14 protein-coding genes are annotated in these 16,022 nt (G+C 64.1%); 12 read left to right on the top strand and 2 right to left on the bottom strand.

From position 1 onward, the window contains the following. Nucleotides 1–131 precede the first annotated feature (131 nt). The 9 genes from U5709_RS03680 to U5709_RS03640 all read left to right on the top strand — a co-directional run bounded on the left by U5709_RS03680 (nt 132) and on the right by U5709_RS03640 (nt 9,617). Nucleotides 132–812, top strand: coding sequence for a MarR family transcriptional regulator (locus U5709_RS03680; protein ID WP_321971467.1), 681 nt, complete (start codon nt 132–134; stop codon nt 810–812). Between the two features lie 424 nt (nt 813–1,236). Beyond that, a complete protein-coding gene (gene rho, locus U5709_RS03675; RefSeq protein WP_321972804.1) occupies nt 1,237–3,453 on the top strand; it encodes a transcription termination factor Rho in 2,217 nt (738 codons plus the stop codon). Nucleotides 3,454–3,758: 305 nt separating this feature from the next. Next, a complete protein-coding gene (locus tag U5709_RS03670) occupies nt 3,759–4,076 on the top strand; it encodes a hypothetical protein (protein WP_321972803.1) in 318 nt (105 codons plus the stop codon). Nucleotides 4,077–4,106: 30 nt separating this feature from the next. Then, complete coding sequence (locus tag U5709_RS03665; protein ID WP_321971464.1) at nt 4,107–4,568, top strand: VanZ family protein; 462 nt, start codon at nt 4,107–4,109, stop codon at nt 4,566–4,568. A 151-nt stretch (nt 4,569–4,719) separates the two neighbouring features. Then, nucleotides 4,720–5,904: an ABC transporter substrate-binding protein gene (locus U5709_RS03660; RefSeq protein ID WP_321972802.1), complete on the top strand. Its 1,185-nt coding sequence runs from the start codon at nt 4,720–4,722 to the stop codon at nt 5,902–5,904. 111 nt (nt 5,905–6,015) lie between these two features. Beyond that, a complete protein-coding gene (locus tag U5709_RS03655; protein WP_321971462.1) occupies nt 6,016–6,891 on the top strand; it encodes a branched-chain amino acid ABC transporter permease in 876 nt (291 codons plus the stop codon). A 15-nt stretch (nt 6,892–6,906) separates the two neighbouring features. Further along, nucleotides 6,907–8,058, top strand: coding sequence for a branched-chain amino acid ABC transporter permease (locus tag U5709_RS03650; protein ID WP_321971461.1), 1,152 nt, complete (start codon nt 6,907–6,909; stop codon nt 8,056–8,058). Next, nucleotides 8,051–8,902, top strand: a complete 852-nt coding sequence (locus U5709_RS03645; protein WP_321971460.1) for an ABC transporter ATP-binding protein — start codon at nt 8,051–8,053, stop codon at nt 8,900–8,902. Before U5709_RS03650 ends, U5709_RS03645 begins: the two co-directional genes overlap by 8 nt. Nucleotide 8,903: 1 nt before the next feature. Beyond that, nucleotides 8,904–9,617, top strand: coding sequence for an ABC transporter ATP-binding protein (locus tag U5709_RS03640; protein ID WP_321972801.1), 714 nt, complete (start codon nt 8,904–8,906; stop codon nt 9,615–9,617). Nucleotides 9,618–9,744: 127 nt separating this feature from the next. On the opposite strand, the gene thrB is transcribed toward U5709_RS03640, so the two are convergent. After that, a complete protein-coding gene (thrB, locus tag U5709_RS03635; RefSeq protein ID WP_321972800.1) occupies nt 9,745–10,653 on the bottom strand; it encodes a homoserine kinase in 909 nt (302 codons plus the stop codon). Next, nucleotides 10,650–12,143, bottom strand: coding sequence for a threonine synthase (gene thrC / locus U5709_RS03630; protein ID WP_321972799.1), 1,494 nt, complete (start codon nt 12,141–12,143; stop codon nt 10,650–10,652). The genes thrB and thrC overlap by 4 nt, the downstream gene beginning before the upstream one ends. 113 nt (nt 12,144–12,256) lie before the next feature. On the opposite strand from thrC, the gene U5709_RS03625 reads away from it, so the two are divergent. From U5709_RS03625 to U5709_RS03615, 3 genes are all read left to right on the top strand, one after another. After that, entirely contained in the window at nt 12,257–13,381 is a 1,125-nt protein-coding gene (locus U5709_RS03625) for a homoserine dehydrogenase (RefSeq protein WP_321972798.1), read from the top strand. Nucleotides 13,382–13,399: 18 nt separating this feature from the next. Next, nucleotides 13,400–14,737: an aspartate kinase gene (locus U5709_RS03620; protein WP_321971455.1), complete on the top strand. Its 1,338-nt coding sequence runs from the start codon at nt 13,400–13,402 to the stop codon at nt 14,735–14,737. Nucleotides 14,738–14,820: 83 nt separating this feature from the next. Further along, the gene (locus tag U5709_RS03615) at nt 14,821–15,834 is read left to right on the top strand and encodes an aspartate-semialdehyde dehydrogenase (protein ID WP_321972797.1); all 1,014 of its coding nucleotides are present in this window, start codon (nt 14,821–14,823) and stop codon (nt 15,832–15,834) included. The last annotated feature ends 188 nt before the right edge of the window (nt 15,835–16,022 follow it).

Below are 16,022 nucleotides of genomic sequence, written 5' to 3'. Positions count from 1 at the left end.
TTCTATTTTATGTACCGTGCGTGGGAAAGTCATATTTCCCGCGCACGTTCCGTATAATTCCGTGCCGTTGGCGACCTTGCGCGCAGGGCCGCGGGCGCATGGCAAATTGTTTTATCAAATGGGGTACCACAATGGATCTTCGCGAGTACATGTCGGTGAGAAGGGCGTACAACATCGTTCGCCAGTCGATTGATTCCAAGAAGAGGCTGACGTTCGAGGAGTTCGCGATTCTCTGCAGGCTCGATGCGGCCAACGAGCCCGTCAAGACCTCCGCGATCGCCGAGTACCAGAGCGCGCTTCGCCCGACCATGACCCATCGCACGAACCACCTCGCGGGTCTCGCCTATATCGTGCGCGGCGAGGGCGAGAAGGATCGCCGCAACGTCGTCTGCAGCATTTCCGATGCGGGCCGCGAAGCCGTAGCCGAGCTCTCGACGCTGACGCGCGCCCAGATTCCGTCCGGTGCGGCCCTTTCCCGCACGTCGCCGGAGCGCATCTGCAAGTACGTCGACGCTATGGGTTCCGTGTTCTGCAAGGCCGGCGACTTGGTGCTTCTCGGTGTTTACGCAGACGATTCCGACTCGCTGAGCATCATGCAGCTGGTCGACGCGCTGGGCCTTCTGCAGCCCACCGTCTCTATGAGCGTCTCCTCGCTGGCGGACCTCGGGCTCGTCGAACGATCTCGCGACGCCGCGGGGCAGCACACCACGAGCGTCCGCCTTGCTCCGGCGGGCCTGAAGCGCGCCGAGGAGCTCTCCGGCATCATCGAGGACGTCGTGGTTCGCCGAAAGCTCCGTAAGCCCCGCGACTAAGCAGCTGCTTTTGAACAAAACCGCTCGCTAGAGAACCCCGTCCGCGCCCCGCGGGCGGCGGTTTTTTGCTAAGTATGCAAACAAACTGCCGTTTGATCGGTAGCTCAAGATCGGAAACCTCTCCTACCTGCGGTTTTTTAATTACTGCCCGCCGTATACCCGTCATTCACGATTTTGTTTGCATACTTAGCGAATATATTCGCAAGCATTCATGCGATTGGTCATTGGTCATATCGGCTGTTTGCGGAAATGTGCAGGTACTGATATAGTTGCCTTGGTTTTGGCAGGCGTGAACCTCACGCTGCATTGAATTTCCCTTTCTTAAATCAAAGCTCGCGTCACAGGTGTTTGCCGAATCCTATTTGCATATATGGCTGTGTGGCCTGCCTTAATGGCCGCTCTTTTCCAGAGAGGTATGTAACCTATGCCCAATGACGAAGAAGTCAAGGTAGCTACCGTGGCCACGGAGCCCGAGGCCACGGAGCCCGAGGCCGGGCCGAAGAAGCGCACGCGCAAGACATCCAAGAAGAAGACCGCTGAAGCAATCGTCTCTGCCGCCGAGGCCGTTGACGCTGCCGAGGCCCCCGCCGCCGAGAAGCCCAAGCGCCGCCCCGGCCGCCCGCGCAAGGCCAAGGCCGACGAAGCCGCAGCTGGTGAGGCCACCGTTGACGCTGCCGAGGCCCCCGCCGCCGAGAAGCCCAAGCGCCGCCCCGGCCGCCCGCGCAAGGCCAAGGCCGACGAAGCCGCAGCTGGTGAGGCCACCGTTGACGCTGCCGAGGCCCCCGCCGCCGAGAAGCCCAAGCGCCGCCCCGGCCGCCCCCGCAAGGCCAAGGCCGATGAGGGCGTTGTAGCCGAGAGCGCGGTGGCATCTGCTCCCGCTACGTCGCTCGAGGCGAACTACGAACCTGTTGCCGAGGCCCCCGCTGCCGAGAAGCCCAAGCGTCGCTCCGGCCGCCCCCGCAAGGCAAAGCCCGATGCAGGGGCCGAAGAGAAGACCGCGACCGTCGCCGACGCCATGATTCACGTGACGAAGGAGGCCACCCAGGCGGGCTCCGAATCTATGCCCCTGCCCGCCGTGGCTATCGCCGAGGCTGACGCGCAGGCTAAGGTCGCCGCGCAGGACGTTTCCGCCGACCAGCCCAAGGCCGCTTCCCAGTCCTCGGCCGACGAACCCCAGCCTGACGAGCCCCAATCCGACGGTAAGCGCGATGCCGACGCGGCTGACGGCGAGCGGGGCTCCCGGCGCGGTCGCCGCAACCGTCGCAACAAGTTCGACCCCGACCGCGACGGTGACCAGAAACAGGACAACAACCAGAACGGCAACGGCAAGCGCAACAAGCGCAACAAGCGCAATTTCAACGCTGAGCCCAGCCTCTCGAGGGAAGACATCGCGGCCATGAAGGTTGCCGATTTGCGCGCGCGGGCCGCCGAGCTCCAGATCGCGTACGTCGGCCTCCGCAAGCCGGAGCTCGTCGAGGCCGTCTATGCCGCCGCGGCCCGAGCCGAGGGTTTCCGCCCGGTTAACGGCATCCTCGAGATCGGCAACGACGGCTCGGGGTGGCTGCGCACCGGCAACTATATGGCGGGTGACGACGACTGCTTCGTCCACATTGCTATGATCCGCAACAACGGCCTGCGCCTCGGTGACCGTGTGGAGGGCACCGTCGGCCCCAACCGCAACAACGCCAAGTACCCGCCGCTCATCAAGGTCGAGACCGTCAACGGCCGCTCGCCTGAGGAGGCGAAGGCGCGCCCGCGTTTCCGTGACCTCACCCCGGTCTTCCCCAACGAGCGCCTGACCATGGAGTGCGGCAAGGATTCCATCACCGGCCGCGCCATCGACCTGGTGAGCCCCATCGGCAAGGGCCAGCGCGGCCTTATCGTCAGCCCGCCCAAGGCCGGCAAGACCACCGTCCTCAAGAAGATCTGCCAGTCTATTGCTCGCAACAACCCCGAGGTGCACCTCTTCTGCCTGCTCGTCGACGAGCGTCCCGAGGAGGTCACCGACATGGAGCGCTCCATCAAGGGCGAGGTCGTGGCTTCCACCTTCGACATGCCGGCGAGCAACCACACCCACGTCTCGGAACTCGTGATCGAGCGCGCGAAACGCTTGGTTGAGATGGGTGAGGACGTCGTGGTGGTCCTCGACTCCATCACCCGTCTAGCTCGCGCCTACAACCTGGCCATCCCGGCCAGTGGCCGTATCCTCTCCGGCGGCGTGGACTCCGCCGCGCTCTACCCGCCCAAGAAGTTCCTGGGCGCTGCGCGAAACATCGAGAACGGCGGATCGCTCACCATCATCGCATCTGCCCTCGTCGACACCGGCTCCAAGATGGACGAGGTCATCTTCGAGGAGTTCAAGGGCACCGGCAACATGGAGCTCAAGCTCGACCGCGACCTCGCCGACCGCCGCATCTTCCCGGCCATCGACCCCGTCTCGTCGGGTACCCGCAACGAGGACCTGCTCATCTCGCCCGATTACCAGCCTTTTGTTTGGGGCATTCGTCGTGTGCTCGCCAACATGAACAACGTCGAGCGCGCCGCGAACGCGCTGGTTAAGGGCCTTAAGGGAACAAACGATAACCGCGAGTTTCTTATCAAGAGCGCAAAGAAGGCGCAGCAGGCCGAATACATCTCGTAGGCCGTAGGCGTCTTCAATGGTCTAACGGACGGTGGGTCGCAAGACGCATGAGAGGACCAGCGGCCTGCCGTCTTTTAGGTCTTTGCAGAGATGCACCGTGATGTATGTCCTGCGATTTGATAGCTGCGGTATAGTAAACGCATAAACTTATCGTTGTAGCGGCAAACATATTTAAAACGAACCCAACCATAGCAGCTTGACTTTTCCATTTGCCCTCTCGTAAGGGCTCCATCTGGAGATATTCAAGGCAGGTAGTTTTAGGGCTCAATCGTGTTCGCCGCAGATGTTGCGGAGGTGCCCGGTGCATGGGCAAGAGGAAGGCCCGGCTGCGTTCGCAGGCATTGCTGGTCTCGCGGTTGCCGTTCCTCCCGTTCAGGACCCTTGCCGGCCACCCCGAGGTCATGGACACCGAGACCCATGTCGGCTATCTTATCAACGAGAAGTTCAGTCACAATTCCTCAACGGCGATGAGAAAGGCCGCCTGCCGCTTCCTGCGCCTGCCTGGGGGTGGTACGAGCTCCTCGAGGATCGGTGCCCTTTCTCTCTCGCACCAAGCTTCCCCCTCAGGGCAGGGCCATAAGCCCAAGAACTTCGCCAAGACCGAGCTCGCCATGGAGGCATAGAGGCGGATGACGGTTTGCTCACGACACAACTTGTGCGCTCGACTCGGGTCCCCGGCGTTTCGCTGGGGAGTTTTCCTCGCTCTGTGGTGCTGCTTCATCTGGGGGCATTCGCTTATCCAGGGACCTCAGTCGTCGTCGGAAAGCGGTTTCGTCTACAGCCTTCTCCGCCCCCTGTTCGATTCTCTTGGTCTCGCCGATGGCGATATCTGCACGTTCATCATTCGCAAGACGGCGCATTTCTCCGAGTACGCGATTCTTGGCGCGGGCGTGCTCAACTTCGCCAAGTCGCTTTACCGGGAGGGGAGGGCGACCGCCGGCGCACTGCTGCGCATCCTATTTGCCTTCGCGCTCGTGCCCGTGGCCGACGAGACCCTGCAACTCTTCGTTCCCGGACGCTCGGGCGCCGTGCGCGACGTCTGCATCGACCTTACGGGGTACGCAACCGGAATGATTATTGCGACAGTTGTCGTCAAACTTCGGCGAAAGGCCTGATTCAGTCCGCTAAGCGGCTATATATTACAAAATCATTTATTTATGTTTCGCTGTATTTAACCTAGCCTGAATCCTGTGGGCTTTGTGAGCTGCGGCTTTTATCCTCCTATGTGTTCAATGAGCGCGTTTACCCATAGGGGAGGAGAAGATTATGATCAACAACGTTTCCCGTCGTCAGTTCCTCGAGGTCTCCGGCCTCGTCGCCGCTGGCCTCGGCCTCGTCGGCTGCGGCGGCTCCGGCTCCGGCAGCTCCGACGGCTCCATCAAAGTCGGCGTCATGGGCCCGCTTTCCGGCTCCGTTGCCCAGTACGGCACCGCCTGCCGTGACGGCGCGCTGCTCTACATCAAGCAGCTCAACGCTGACGGCGGCATCAACGGCAAGCAGGTAGAAACCGACGTCCAGGACGAGAAGGGCGACGCTACCGAGGCCGTCACCGTCTACAACAAGCTCGTCGAGGAGGGCGTGACCGCGATTATCGGCGATGTCACCTCCAAGCCGACCATCGCCGTGGCCCAGAAGTCCGCTGAGGACGGCATGCCCTGCGTGACCCCCTCTGCTACCACCGCCGACGTCATCACCTACGGTGACAACTACTTCCGCGCCTGCGTGACCGACCCGTTCCAGGGCAAGGTCATGGCCGACTTCGCCGCTCAGCAGGGCTACAAGACCGTCGCCACCATCTTCGACTCCGGCGACGACTACGCTTCCGGCGTCGCCGAGGCCTTCAAGGCCGAGGCGACCTCCAAGGGCCTCACCGTCAGCTCCGAGCAGGGCTACGCCTCCGGCGCCACCGACTTCAACGCCCAGCTGACCTCCATCATCGCCACCAACCCCGACGCCATTCTCTCTTCCAACTACTACCAGGACGACGGCATGATCGTCACCCAGGCCCGTCGCCTCGGTTACGAGGGCGTCTTCCTTGGCGCCGACGGTTGGTCCGGCGTCATTGGCGGCGACCAGGACTACGCCTCCGCCACTGACCTCGAGGGCTGCTTCTACTGCTCCTCCTTCGTGGCCTCCAACCCCGATACCGCCGTCCAGAAGTTCATCTCCGACTTCACGGACGAGTACGGCTCCGCTCCCACCAACTTCAACGCCTTGGGCTATGACGCCGCCGCCATCGTCTGCGCCGGCATCAAGGCCGCCGAGGAGAAGGGCGGCACCCCCGGCTCCGACGACTACAAGAAGGCCGTGATCGAGGGCATCGCCTCCGGCAAGGTCGAGGGCGTAACCGGCACCATCTCCTACGCCGGCACCGGCGACCCGCAGAAGTCCACGCTCATCATCACCTTCAAGAGCGGCGTTGAGGAGATCGCGACCACCATCGAGGCTTAAACACAAGCGCTCGAGCCCGCGTTACCAAAAGGGCACCGAGAGAGGCTCTTCGCCTCCCGGTGCCCTTCTTTGCAATATCGGAACCCCACAATCGGAAGGGAAGTGCTTGCCGTGACGTTTATCACCCAGCTGCTCAACGGTCTCTCGCTTGGCAGCATCTACGCGCTCGTCGCGCTCGGCTACACCATGGTGTACGGCATCATCCTGCTTCTGAACTTCGCCCATGGCGACATCATCATGGTCGGCGGCTACATCGCCTGGATTTCCATGAGCGTCCTCGGGCTGCACCCCGCCATCGCGGCCATCCTTTCGGTCGCCGGCTGCATGCTGCTCGGCGTCGTCATCGACAAGATTGCCTACGCGCCCCTGCGCGACGCCCCGCGCCTCTCGATTCTGATCACGGCCATCGGCGTCTCCTACTTCCTTGAGAACGGCGGCCAGCTCGTGTTCGGCGCCGCGGCCAAGGTCGTGCCGTCCTTCGGCGACTTCGGCAACGTGAGCATCGCCGACGCCAACCTTTCCGGCCGCGCTATCCTCACGGTCCTCGTCACCGCCGCGGCTACGGCCGTCCTCACCTTCCTTGTCCAGAAGACCAAGCTCGGCAAGGCCATGCGCGCCGTCTCCGAGGACATGGGCGCCGCCCGCCTCATGGGCATCAACGTGAACAACACCATCTCGTTCACCTTCGCCGTGGGCTCCGCGCTCGCCGGCATCGGCTCGGTGCTCTACTGCATGGCTTACACGCAGGTCACGCCCACCATGGGCATCATGCTCGGCACCAAGGCCTTCGTCGCCGCCGTCCTGGGCGGCATCGGGTCGATCCCCGGCGCCGTCATCGGCGGCCTCATTGTCGGCTTCGCCGAGGTGTTCGTCTCGGCCATCGGCCTGTCTGTGTGGCAGGACGCCGTGGTCTTCCTGCTGCTTATCATCGTTCTCGTCTTCAAGCCGACGGGCCTCATGGGCCGTCCCATGACGGAGAAGGTCTAAGGAGGTGCTGCACACATGAAGGATTACTACAACAAGGGTGAGGAGCGCCCGGTGCTCACCGCCACGGCCGCTGCCTCTGCTAAGTACAAGAGCCTCTCCATGCCCGTGCGCTACGCCATCAACGCCGTGCTCGTGCTCCTGTTCCTCATCATCGGCGAGGCGATGATCTCGGGCGGCGTGGTCAACCGCTACCAGTCCGGCGTCCTCGAGCAGGTCGGCATCTACATCATCATGGCCGTCTCGCTGAACATCGCCACGGGCTACCTGGGCCAGCTGCCGCTCGGCCACGCCGGCTTCATGAGCGTCGGCGGCTACGCGGGTGCCCTCTTCATCATCCACATGATGCCCGTCTTCGGCGTGAGCACGAAGGCCATGGCCTCCTACGCGGACCCCGCGGCCATCGCGCTGTTCGCCTGCGGCGTCATCTTCGGAGGCATCTGCGCCGCCATCTGCGGCGTCATCATCGGCATCCCCGCCCTGCGCCTCAAGGGCGACTACCTGGCCATCATCACGCTGGGCTTCGCCGAGATCATCCGCGTCGTCATCAACAACATCGACGGCGTGATCGGCTTCGACTTGACCGGCGGTGCCAAGGGCCTCTCGGGCATCCCCGGGTACACGAACTTCCTGAACGTCTTCCTCGTCGTGGCCATCGTCATCTTCCTCATCCACACCATGATGAAGTCGCGCCACGGCCGCGCTATCCTCGCCATCCGCGATAACGAGATCGCGGCCGAGGCCTCCGGCGTCAACACGACCTACTACAAGACGCTCGCCTTCGTGGCCTCCGCGTTCTTCGCGGGCGTCGGCGGCGCCCTCTATGCCGGCTGCATCGGCGTCATGGACCCCTCCAAGTTCGGCTTCATGAAGTCCGTCGAGATCCTGGTCATGGTCGTCCTCGGCGGCATGGGCTCCATGCTCGGCTCCGTCGTTTCGGCCACCGTCCTCACGATCCTGCCCGAGGCGCTGCGCGCCTTCTCTGAGTACCGCATGGTCGTCTACGCCGTCGTCCTCATCATCGTCATGATCTTCCGCCCGCAGGGCCTTCTCGGCAGCTACGACTTCTCGCTCTCCCGCGTGATCGAGCGAGTCCTCAACCGCGACTTCCCGTGGAAGAAGAAACCCGTGCCTGCCGAGATCGCAAAGGAGGTGGGCAGCGATGAGTAAGTCCATCCGCGGCGACGTCAAGCTGGTTGAACCCAAGTCGCCGAACCTCATGACCGAGCGAGACGTCGACAAGCCCCCAGTGCTGGAGGCCAAGAGTCTCGGCATCGACTTCGGCGGCCTCACCGCCGTCGACAACTTCAACATCGCGCTCGGTCGCACCGAGATCGCCGGTCTCATCGGCCCGAACGGCGCCGGCAAGACGACCGTGTTCAACCTGCTGACCAACGTTTATCAGCCCACGCGCGGCACGATTCTGCTCGACGGCGTCGACACGGCCGGCAAGTCCGTGACCGACGTCAACCGCATGGGCATTGCCCGTACCTTCCAGAACATTCGCCTCTTCTCGCAGATGACGGTCGAGGAGAACATCCTGGTCGGCTACGGCAGCAACATGAGGACCAAGCTGATCGAGGACCTTTTGCGCCTTCCCAGCCACTGGAAGCAGGAGGCCGAGTTCCACGACAAGGCACTCGAGCTGCTCGACATCTTCGATATGCGCAAGTTCGCGTCGACCCAGGCGGGTAACCTCCCGTACGGCGCCCAGCGCAGGCTCGAGATCCTGCGCGCCTTGGCAACGAACCCGAAGGTCCTGCTGCTCGACGAGCCCGCGGCCGGCATGAACCCCGCCGAGACCGAGGAGCTCATGGAGAACATCCAGCGCATCCGCGACGAGTTCGGCATCGCCGTTTTGCTCATCGAGCACGATATGTCGCTCGTCATGGGCGTCTGCGAGGTCGTGGCCGTCCTCGACTATGGCCGCATCATCGCCAAGGGCTCGCCTGAGGATATCCAGAACAACCCCAAGGTCATCGAGGCGTACCTTGGCAAGCAGGGGGTGAACTAACGTGGCCGATACCCTTCTTTCCGTTGAGGACATCCACGTGAGCTACGGCGCCATCAAGGCCGTCCGCGGCATCACGTTCGAGATCAACCGCGGCGAGATCGTCACCTTGATCGGCGCGAACGGCGCCGGCAAGTCGACCACGCTGAACACCATCTCCGGCCTGCTCAAGCCCGACCAGGGCACCGTTGAGTTCAAGGACGAGTCGATCGTCGGCCTCAAGGCCCACCGAATCGTCGAGCGCGGCCTCGCGCTGTGCCCCGAGGGGCGCCGCGTGTTCCAGAACATGTCCGTCGCCGAGAACCTCGACATGGGCGGCTTCACCCGCACCGATGCCGAGAACAAGGAGACGCTCGAGGTCGTCTACGACCACTTCCCGCGCCTGAAGGAGCGCATGGGCCAGATGGCGGGCACCCTTTCCGGCGGCGAGCAGCAGATGCTCGCCATGGGCCGCGCGCTCATGAGCAAGCCCGACCTGCTCATGCTCGACGAGCCCTCCATGGGCCTCGCCCCGATTCTCGTGCAGGAGATCTTCGACATCATCAAGGAGCTCAACGCCGCCGGCACGACTATCCTTCTGGTCGAGCAGAACGCCAACATGGCGCTCTCCATCGCCGATCGCGCCTACGTGCTCGAGATCGGCACCATTATGAAGACCGGCACCGGCGCCGAGCTGCTCGTTGACGACGACGTCCGCAAGGCATACCTCGGCGGATAGCTCGCTTCCCGCGTGCTCACCCGCAAGAATAACCGCGCCCCGTCCGAACCAGACGGGGCGCGGTTTTTGCTGCCACCTGCAAAAGGGACAGTCCCTTTTGCAGGTTTTGAGGGGACAAGCGGTTTGGCTAGTTGAGCTCAACGGTGGTGCCCAAACTGTTCGCCGGCAGGTTGCGCACCCAGAAATCGGGGCGGGCATCGCGCAGCGCCGCTTCAACGGCGGCGGCGGTCTTCTCGCCGTCGGCCACGGCGAGCATGGTGGAACCGGAGCCGGAGATCATGAACGCGCAGGCACCGGCCTCGAGCGCGCAAGCCTTAAGCGGCTCGTAGTCGGGGATGAGCTTGCTGCGGTACGGCTCGTGGAGCTTGTCGTTGTTCGCCTTGGAAAGAAGCTCCGCGTCGCCCAGCTCGAGCGCGCGCACGACGGCGACGCAGCGGCCCATCTGCCACACGGCGGTGGAGGCGGGGACCTCGGTCGGAAGCACGCGGCGCGCGTCGGCGGTGCGCACCTCATACGGCGGCGCGATGGCAACGAAGCGCAGGTTATCGGCAATATCCATGCGCGTAGAGGTGGTCTGGTCCCCGTCCACGAAGGAGCTTACGAGGCCGCCCATGATGGCGGGCGCCACGTTGTCGGGGTGGCCCTCGATGCGCGTGGAGAGCACGAGGCACTGCTCGGCGTCATATGCCCCGAGGCCGAGAATCTGCGCCGCCGCCACGCCGGCGATGACGCACGTGGAGCTCGACCCCAGTCCTCCCGAGAGCGGGATGGGGGAGAGGATGGTGATGCGCAGCTTCTGCGGCTCGACGTCGAGCTCGCCGCAGGCCGTGAGGTAGCTCTGCCACACGAGGTTGGCCTCGCCGCGGAAGCGCTCCTCGCAGCCCTCGATGACGAGCTCGTCGGAGGGCGTCATGAGGAACGTCGCCGTGAGGTCGAGCGCGATGCCCAGGCAGTCGAACCCGACGCCGACGTTTGCCGAGGTAGCGGGCACGCGGACGATGGCAATAGGGCACGTCTGACCGTCGGCGCCGATCACTGGAAGACCCTCGCGCAGGCCGCCTCGACGAAGGCGCCCATGCCCTCACGGTCGTTCACGTCGGTGTGGAGCACTGCGGCGTCGCGCAGGCCGGAGAGCTGCGCGGGCGCAACGGTACTGGTCTTGGCGGCAAGCGCATCCATGCACGCGAAGCCGTTCATGCCGTCGATGTCCTCGTCGAGGGCGGCCAGCACGTCGGCGCTGAACTTATAGGGCGAGGCAGTCGAGAGGACGACGCGCGCCGATCCGTCGGCGGCCGTCTCGTCCAGGACCTTCTTGGCAACGGCGGTGTGCGGGTCGATGAGGACGCCGAGCTTGTCCCATGTCCCGCTGATCTGGGCGCGCGTGTCGTCGTCGTCCGCGCGGCCGCAGGCGAAGACGGACCGGATTCGTTCGAGGACCGTGGGCGGCACGGTGTAGGAGCCCTTCTCGGCGAGGTCCGCCATGAGGCTCGCCACGAGCTCGCAGTCGCCGTCGCAGAAGTAGTACAGCATGCGCTCGAGGTTCGACGAGACGAGGATGTCCATGGAGGGGCTGATCGTCTTGTTGAAGGGGCGCAGGCGGTTGTAGGTGCCGGTGGTGAGGAAGTCGGTGAGGACGTCGTTGGAGTTGGACGCCACGATGAGCTTTCTCACGGGCAGGCCGAGGAGCTTGGCGTAGTAGCCGGCGAGCACGTCGCCGAAGTTGCCGGTGGGCACGCAGTAGGTGACCTCGTCGCCGAGCTCGATGGCGCCCGCGCGCACGAGCTGCGCGTAGGAGTCGAAGTAATAGGTGACCTGCGGGGCCAGGCGGCCGACGTTGATGGAGTTCGCGCTCGACAGGACGCAGCCCTTCTCGGCAAGGCGCTCGGCCAGCTCGCGGTCGGCGAAGATCTGCTTGACCGTGGTCTGGCAGTCGTCGAAGTTGCCGCGCACGGCCGAGACGGCCACGTTGGCCCCCGCCTGCGTGGCCATCTGCAGGTACTGGATGTCGGAGACCTTGCCCTCGGGGTAGAAGACGGTGACGCCGCAGCCGTCGACGCCCGCGAAGCCGTCAAGCGCCGCCTTGCCGGTGTCGCCGGAGGTGGCGGTCACGATCATGATGTTCTTGCCGCCGGCCTCGCCGTCCTTGCTCGCGACGCCCATGAGCTGCGGGAGCATCTGCAGCGCGACGTCCTTGAAGGCGCTCGTGGGGCCGTGATAGAGCTCGAGCAGCCAGTCGTCGCCGAGCTTGGTCACGGGGCAGCAAGCGGGCGTGTCCCATTGCTCGCCGTAGGCCGCGGCCACGCAGGCCGAGATCTCGTCGGCCGTGAAGTCGGGGAGAAGCGCGCCCAAGACGAGCTCTGCCGTCTGCTGGAAGCCCTGTCCGCAGACACGGGCGAGGTTGAGCTTCTTCTCGCCGAGCCAGTCGGCGACGTAGAGGCCGCCGTCGGGAGCGATGCCGCGGAGAATAGCTTGCTTACTTGTTACGGAATCGGAATTGCTTCGCGTGCTGTGGTAGAACGAATTCACTGTTGGCTCCTTGCGTCCAGTCGTATACCACGGATGGATGCAAAACATGATAACCGCGAGGCCCGGAGCCCGGCCCCTGTGGACACAGACTTGAAAGATTGGACAACCTGCCCATGAAGATCGCCCTTCTCGGCTACGGCACCGTCGGACGCGGCGTCGACCAGATCATTTCCGATCGCGTCGGCTCCGTCGAGGTGGCCCGCATCCTCGAGCTCCCCGATCGCCTGAGCGACCCCCGCATGACCTCGGATTACGCCGCGATTCTCTCCGACGACCAGATCGAGCTCGTCGTCGAGTGCATGGGCGGCGTCGAGCCGGCCCACACCTATATCATGGGCGCGCTCGAGGCCGGAAAGCACGTGGTCACCTCGAACAAAGCTGTGGTCGCGGCCTGCTTCGACGAGTTCGCCGCCTGCGCCTCGGCGCACAACGTGGGCCTCTTCATCGAGGCTTCCGTCGGCGGCGGCATCCCCTGGATCGCCGGCATCGAGAAGGCCCGCCGCATCGACGAGATCTCGTCGTTCAAGGGCATCATGAACGGCACCACAAACTACATCGTCTACTCGATGCTCAAGGAGGACGCCGAGTTCGGCGACGTCCTCGCCGAGGCCCAGAAGCTCGGCTACGCCGAGCGCGACCCCTCGGCCGACATCGACGGCATCGACGTCAAGAACAAGACCCTCATCACGGCGTCGGTCGCCTTCGACGTTGCTTGCGTGCACGACCTGCCCGTTTCCGGCATTCGCAACCTCACCAAGGCCGACCTTGACCTCTTCGGCGAGCGCGGCCTTACGGTCAAGCTCCTCGGCCGCGGCGTCCAGAAGGACGGCCGCTACGCCGTGGCGGTCGAGCCCGTTGCCTGCGAGCTCGAGTCCCTCGAGGCCAACGTCCCCTCCAACTTCAACCTGGTAAGCCTCGACGGCGCGACCGTCGGCGAGCTCAAGTTCTACGGCCAGGGCGCGGGCAGCCTGCCTACCGGCAACGCCATCGTGCAGGACGTGCTCGACTGCGAGAGCGGCGCCCGCCGTCCCGTCTACGATTTCAGCCGCGGCCTAGAGTACGACCCGGCGCTTCTCACCGGCGACTACGTGTTCCGCTGCGCCGAGGCGCCTGCGGGCTCCGAGCCGTACGCTGACGGCGCCTGGCTCGTCCGAGGCATCACCGCGGTCGAGGCCCGCGAGGCTCTCGATGCCGCCCTCGAGTCCGACCCCACCAGCTTCATGGCAGCCCTCGTCTAGGAACGGAAAATCCCCACTATGATCAAGATCGCCAAGTTCGGCGGCTCCTCCGTCGCTTCCGCCGAGCAGTTCAAGAAGGTCAAGGGCATCGTCGAGTCCGACCCTGACCGCAAGTTCGTCGTCGTCTCCGCCTCTGGCAAGCGCTTCTCGGGCGACAACAAGATCACCGACCTGCTCCTGCTCGTCAACGCACACATCACCTACGGCGTCGACTGCACGAGCCTGCTCGGCGACATCGAGGCCCGCTACCAGGACATCGTCGACGAGCTCGGCCTCAAGTGGCCGCTCGCCGAGAAGTTCGAGGCTTTCCGCAAGAACATCAAGAAGCACTCTCCCGAGTACGTGGTCTCGCGCGGCGAGTGGTTCACCGCCAACCTCATGGCCGAGTACCTCGGCATGCCCTTCGTGGACGCCGCCGACGTCGTCGTGTTCCACCACGACGGCTCCGTCGACATGGAGCGCACCGCCGCCCGCCTCAAGGACGTCATGGTCCGCAAGGGCAGCTTCGTGCTCCCCGGCTTCTACGGCGCCACGGTCGACGGGCAGATCAAGCTCTTCCAGCGCGGCGGCGGCGACATCACGGGCGCCATCCTCGCGCGCTGCGTCGACGCGAACCTCTACGAGAACTGGACCGATGTCTCGGGCTTCCTCTCGGCCGACCCCCGCGTCGTCGACCACCCGCGCTCCATCCGCCGCATCACATTCGACGAGATGCGCGAGCTCTCCTATATGGGCGCCTCCGTCCTGCAGGAAGAGGCCATCTTCCCGGTCCGCGAGGTCAATATCCCCATCCAGATTAAGAACACCAATCGCCCGGCTGACGAGGGTACGATCATTCGCGAGAACGCCGAGGCGGGCGAGGACGAGCACCTCATTACCGGCATCGCCGGCAAGAAGGACTTCGTGAGCGTCCATATCAAGAAGGCCCACATGTCCAACGAGGTTGGTCTTGTGCGCAAGACACTCGCCATCTTCGAACGCTATGGCGTCTCCGTCGAGCACATCCCCACGGGCGTCGACTCCTTCGGCGTCGTGGTCAACCACGACGACGTGCGCGACTCCATCTACTCCATCGTCTCCGACATACGCAAGGAGATCGCCCCCGACGACATCACCATGGTCGATAAGCTGGCGCTTCTCTCCGTCGTCGGCCGCAACATGTCCAAGCGCTCCGGCACTTCCGGCAAGATCTTCGGCGCCCTCGGCGAGGCCGGCATCAACATTCGCATGATCACTCAGAGCTCGCAGGAGATCAGCATCATCATGGGCGTGAACAACGAGGACTTCGACCGCGCCATCAAGGTCATCTACGACCGCTTCGTGCGCGACGAGGTTATCGAGCCTAACGAGAAGTAGGACGGCCCCCCCGAAGCCTGAACTTCCGCGCATATGCGTCTGCGCACCTTAAACAAGTCATCTACCAGGGAGGTATTTGAATCATGGCAGGTAAGACCGTAGCAATTCTCGGCGCCACTGGCGTCGTCGGAACCCAGATGCTCGAGTGCCTCGAGGAGCGCGATTTCCCCGTCGAGAAGCTCGTGCCGCTCGCCTCCGAGCGCTCCGTTGGCAAGAAGGTCGCGTTCCGCGGCGAGGAGGTCGAGGTTCAGCTCGCGTGCCCCGAGGCCTTCGAGGGCGTCGACATCGTGCTCGGCGCCGCGGGCGACGCCACTGCCAAGGAGCTTCTCCCCGAGGCCGCCAAGCGCGGGGCCGTGTGCGTTGACAACTCGCATGCCTTCCGCCTGGACGAGGACGTGCCCCTGGTCGTGCCGGAGATCAACTCCGCCGACATCGCCGACCACCCGCGCAACATCATCGCGAACCCCAACTGCGCCACGATCATCGGCCTCGTGCCGGTGTGGCCGCTGCACCAGAAGGCCGGCCTCAAGCGCCTGATCGTCTCCACTTACCAGGCTGCCTCCGGCGCCGGCATGCCGGGCCTGAAGGAGCTCGAGCGCGAGAGCCGCGTGCTGGCGGAGGGCGGCGAGATCGGCGAGACCAAGCCGTTCACCTACCAGCTGGCCTATAACCTGATCCCACAGATCGGCGGCTTCAAGGACGAGATGTACACGTCCGAGGAACTCAAGATGCAGAACGAGGGCCGCAAGATCATGCACCTGCCCGAGGTCCGCGTTAACTGCACCTGCGTGCGCGTGCCCGTCATGCGCTCGCACTCCGAGTCCATCACCGCCGAGTTCGAGCGCCCGATCACGCCGGACGAGGCCCGCGAGATCCTGGCGTCCGCCCCTGGCGTCAAGGTCGTGGACGACCCTGAGCAGCTGCAGTACCCGATGCCGCTCGACACCTCTGACCAGGACCTCGTTTACGTCGGCCGTATCCGTCGCGACCTCTCGGCTCCCGACGGCGTTAACGCGCTCACCTTCTGGTGCTGCGGCGACCAGATCCGTAAGGGCGCCGCCACCAACGCCGTCCAGATCGCCGAGTACCTGGTCTAATGCCGCCCTAACACCCACCACTCTCAACTTACCCCTTAAAGTTCGGAAGGCTTCCAAACTTCGGATGCCTTCCGAACTTTTGTTTAGCTATCTATATCCGCAGGTAGATGGATAAATAAAAGACCTAACTAAAAGTCCATAGAGTTCGGAAGCCTTCCGAACTTTGGGGGATAATTGCTGCTGCGAGG

This window comes from Paratractidigestivibacter sp. (genome assembly GCF_963660155.1).
In the GTDB taxonomy this organism is placed as follows: Bacteria; Actinomycetota; Coriobacteriia; order Coriobacteriales; family Atopobiaceae; genus Paratractidigestivibacter.
This window is presented reverse-complemented; position numbering and strand designations above follow the sequence as displayed.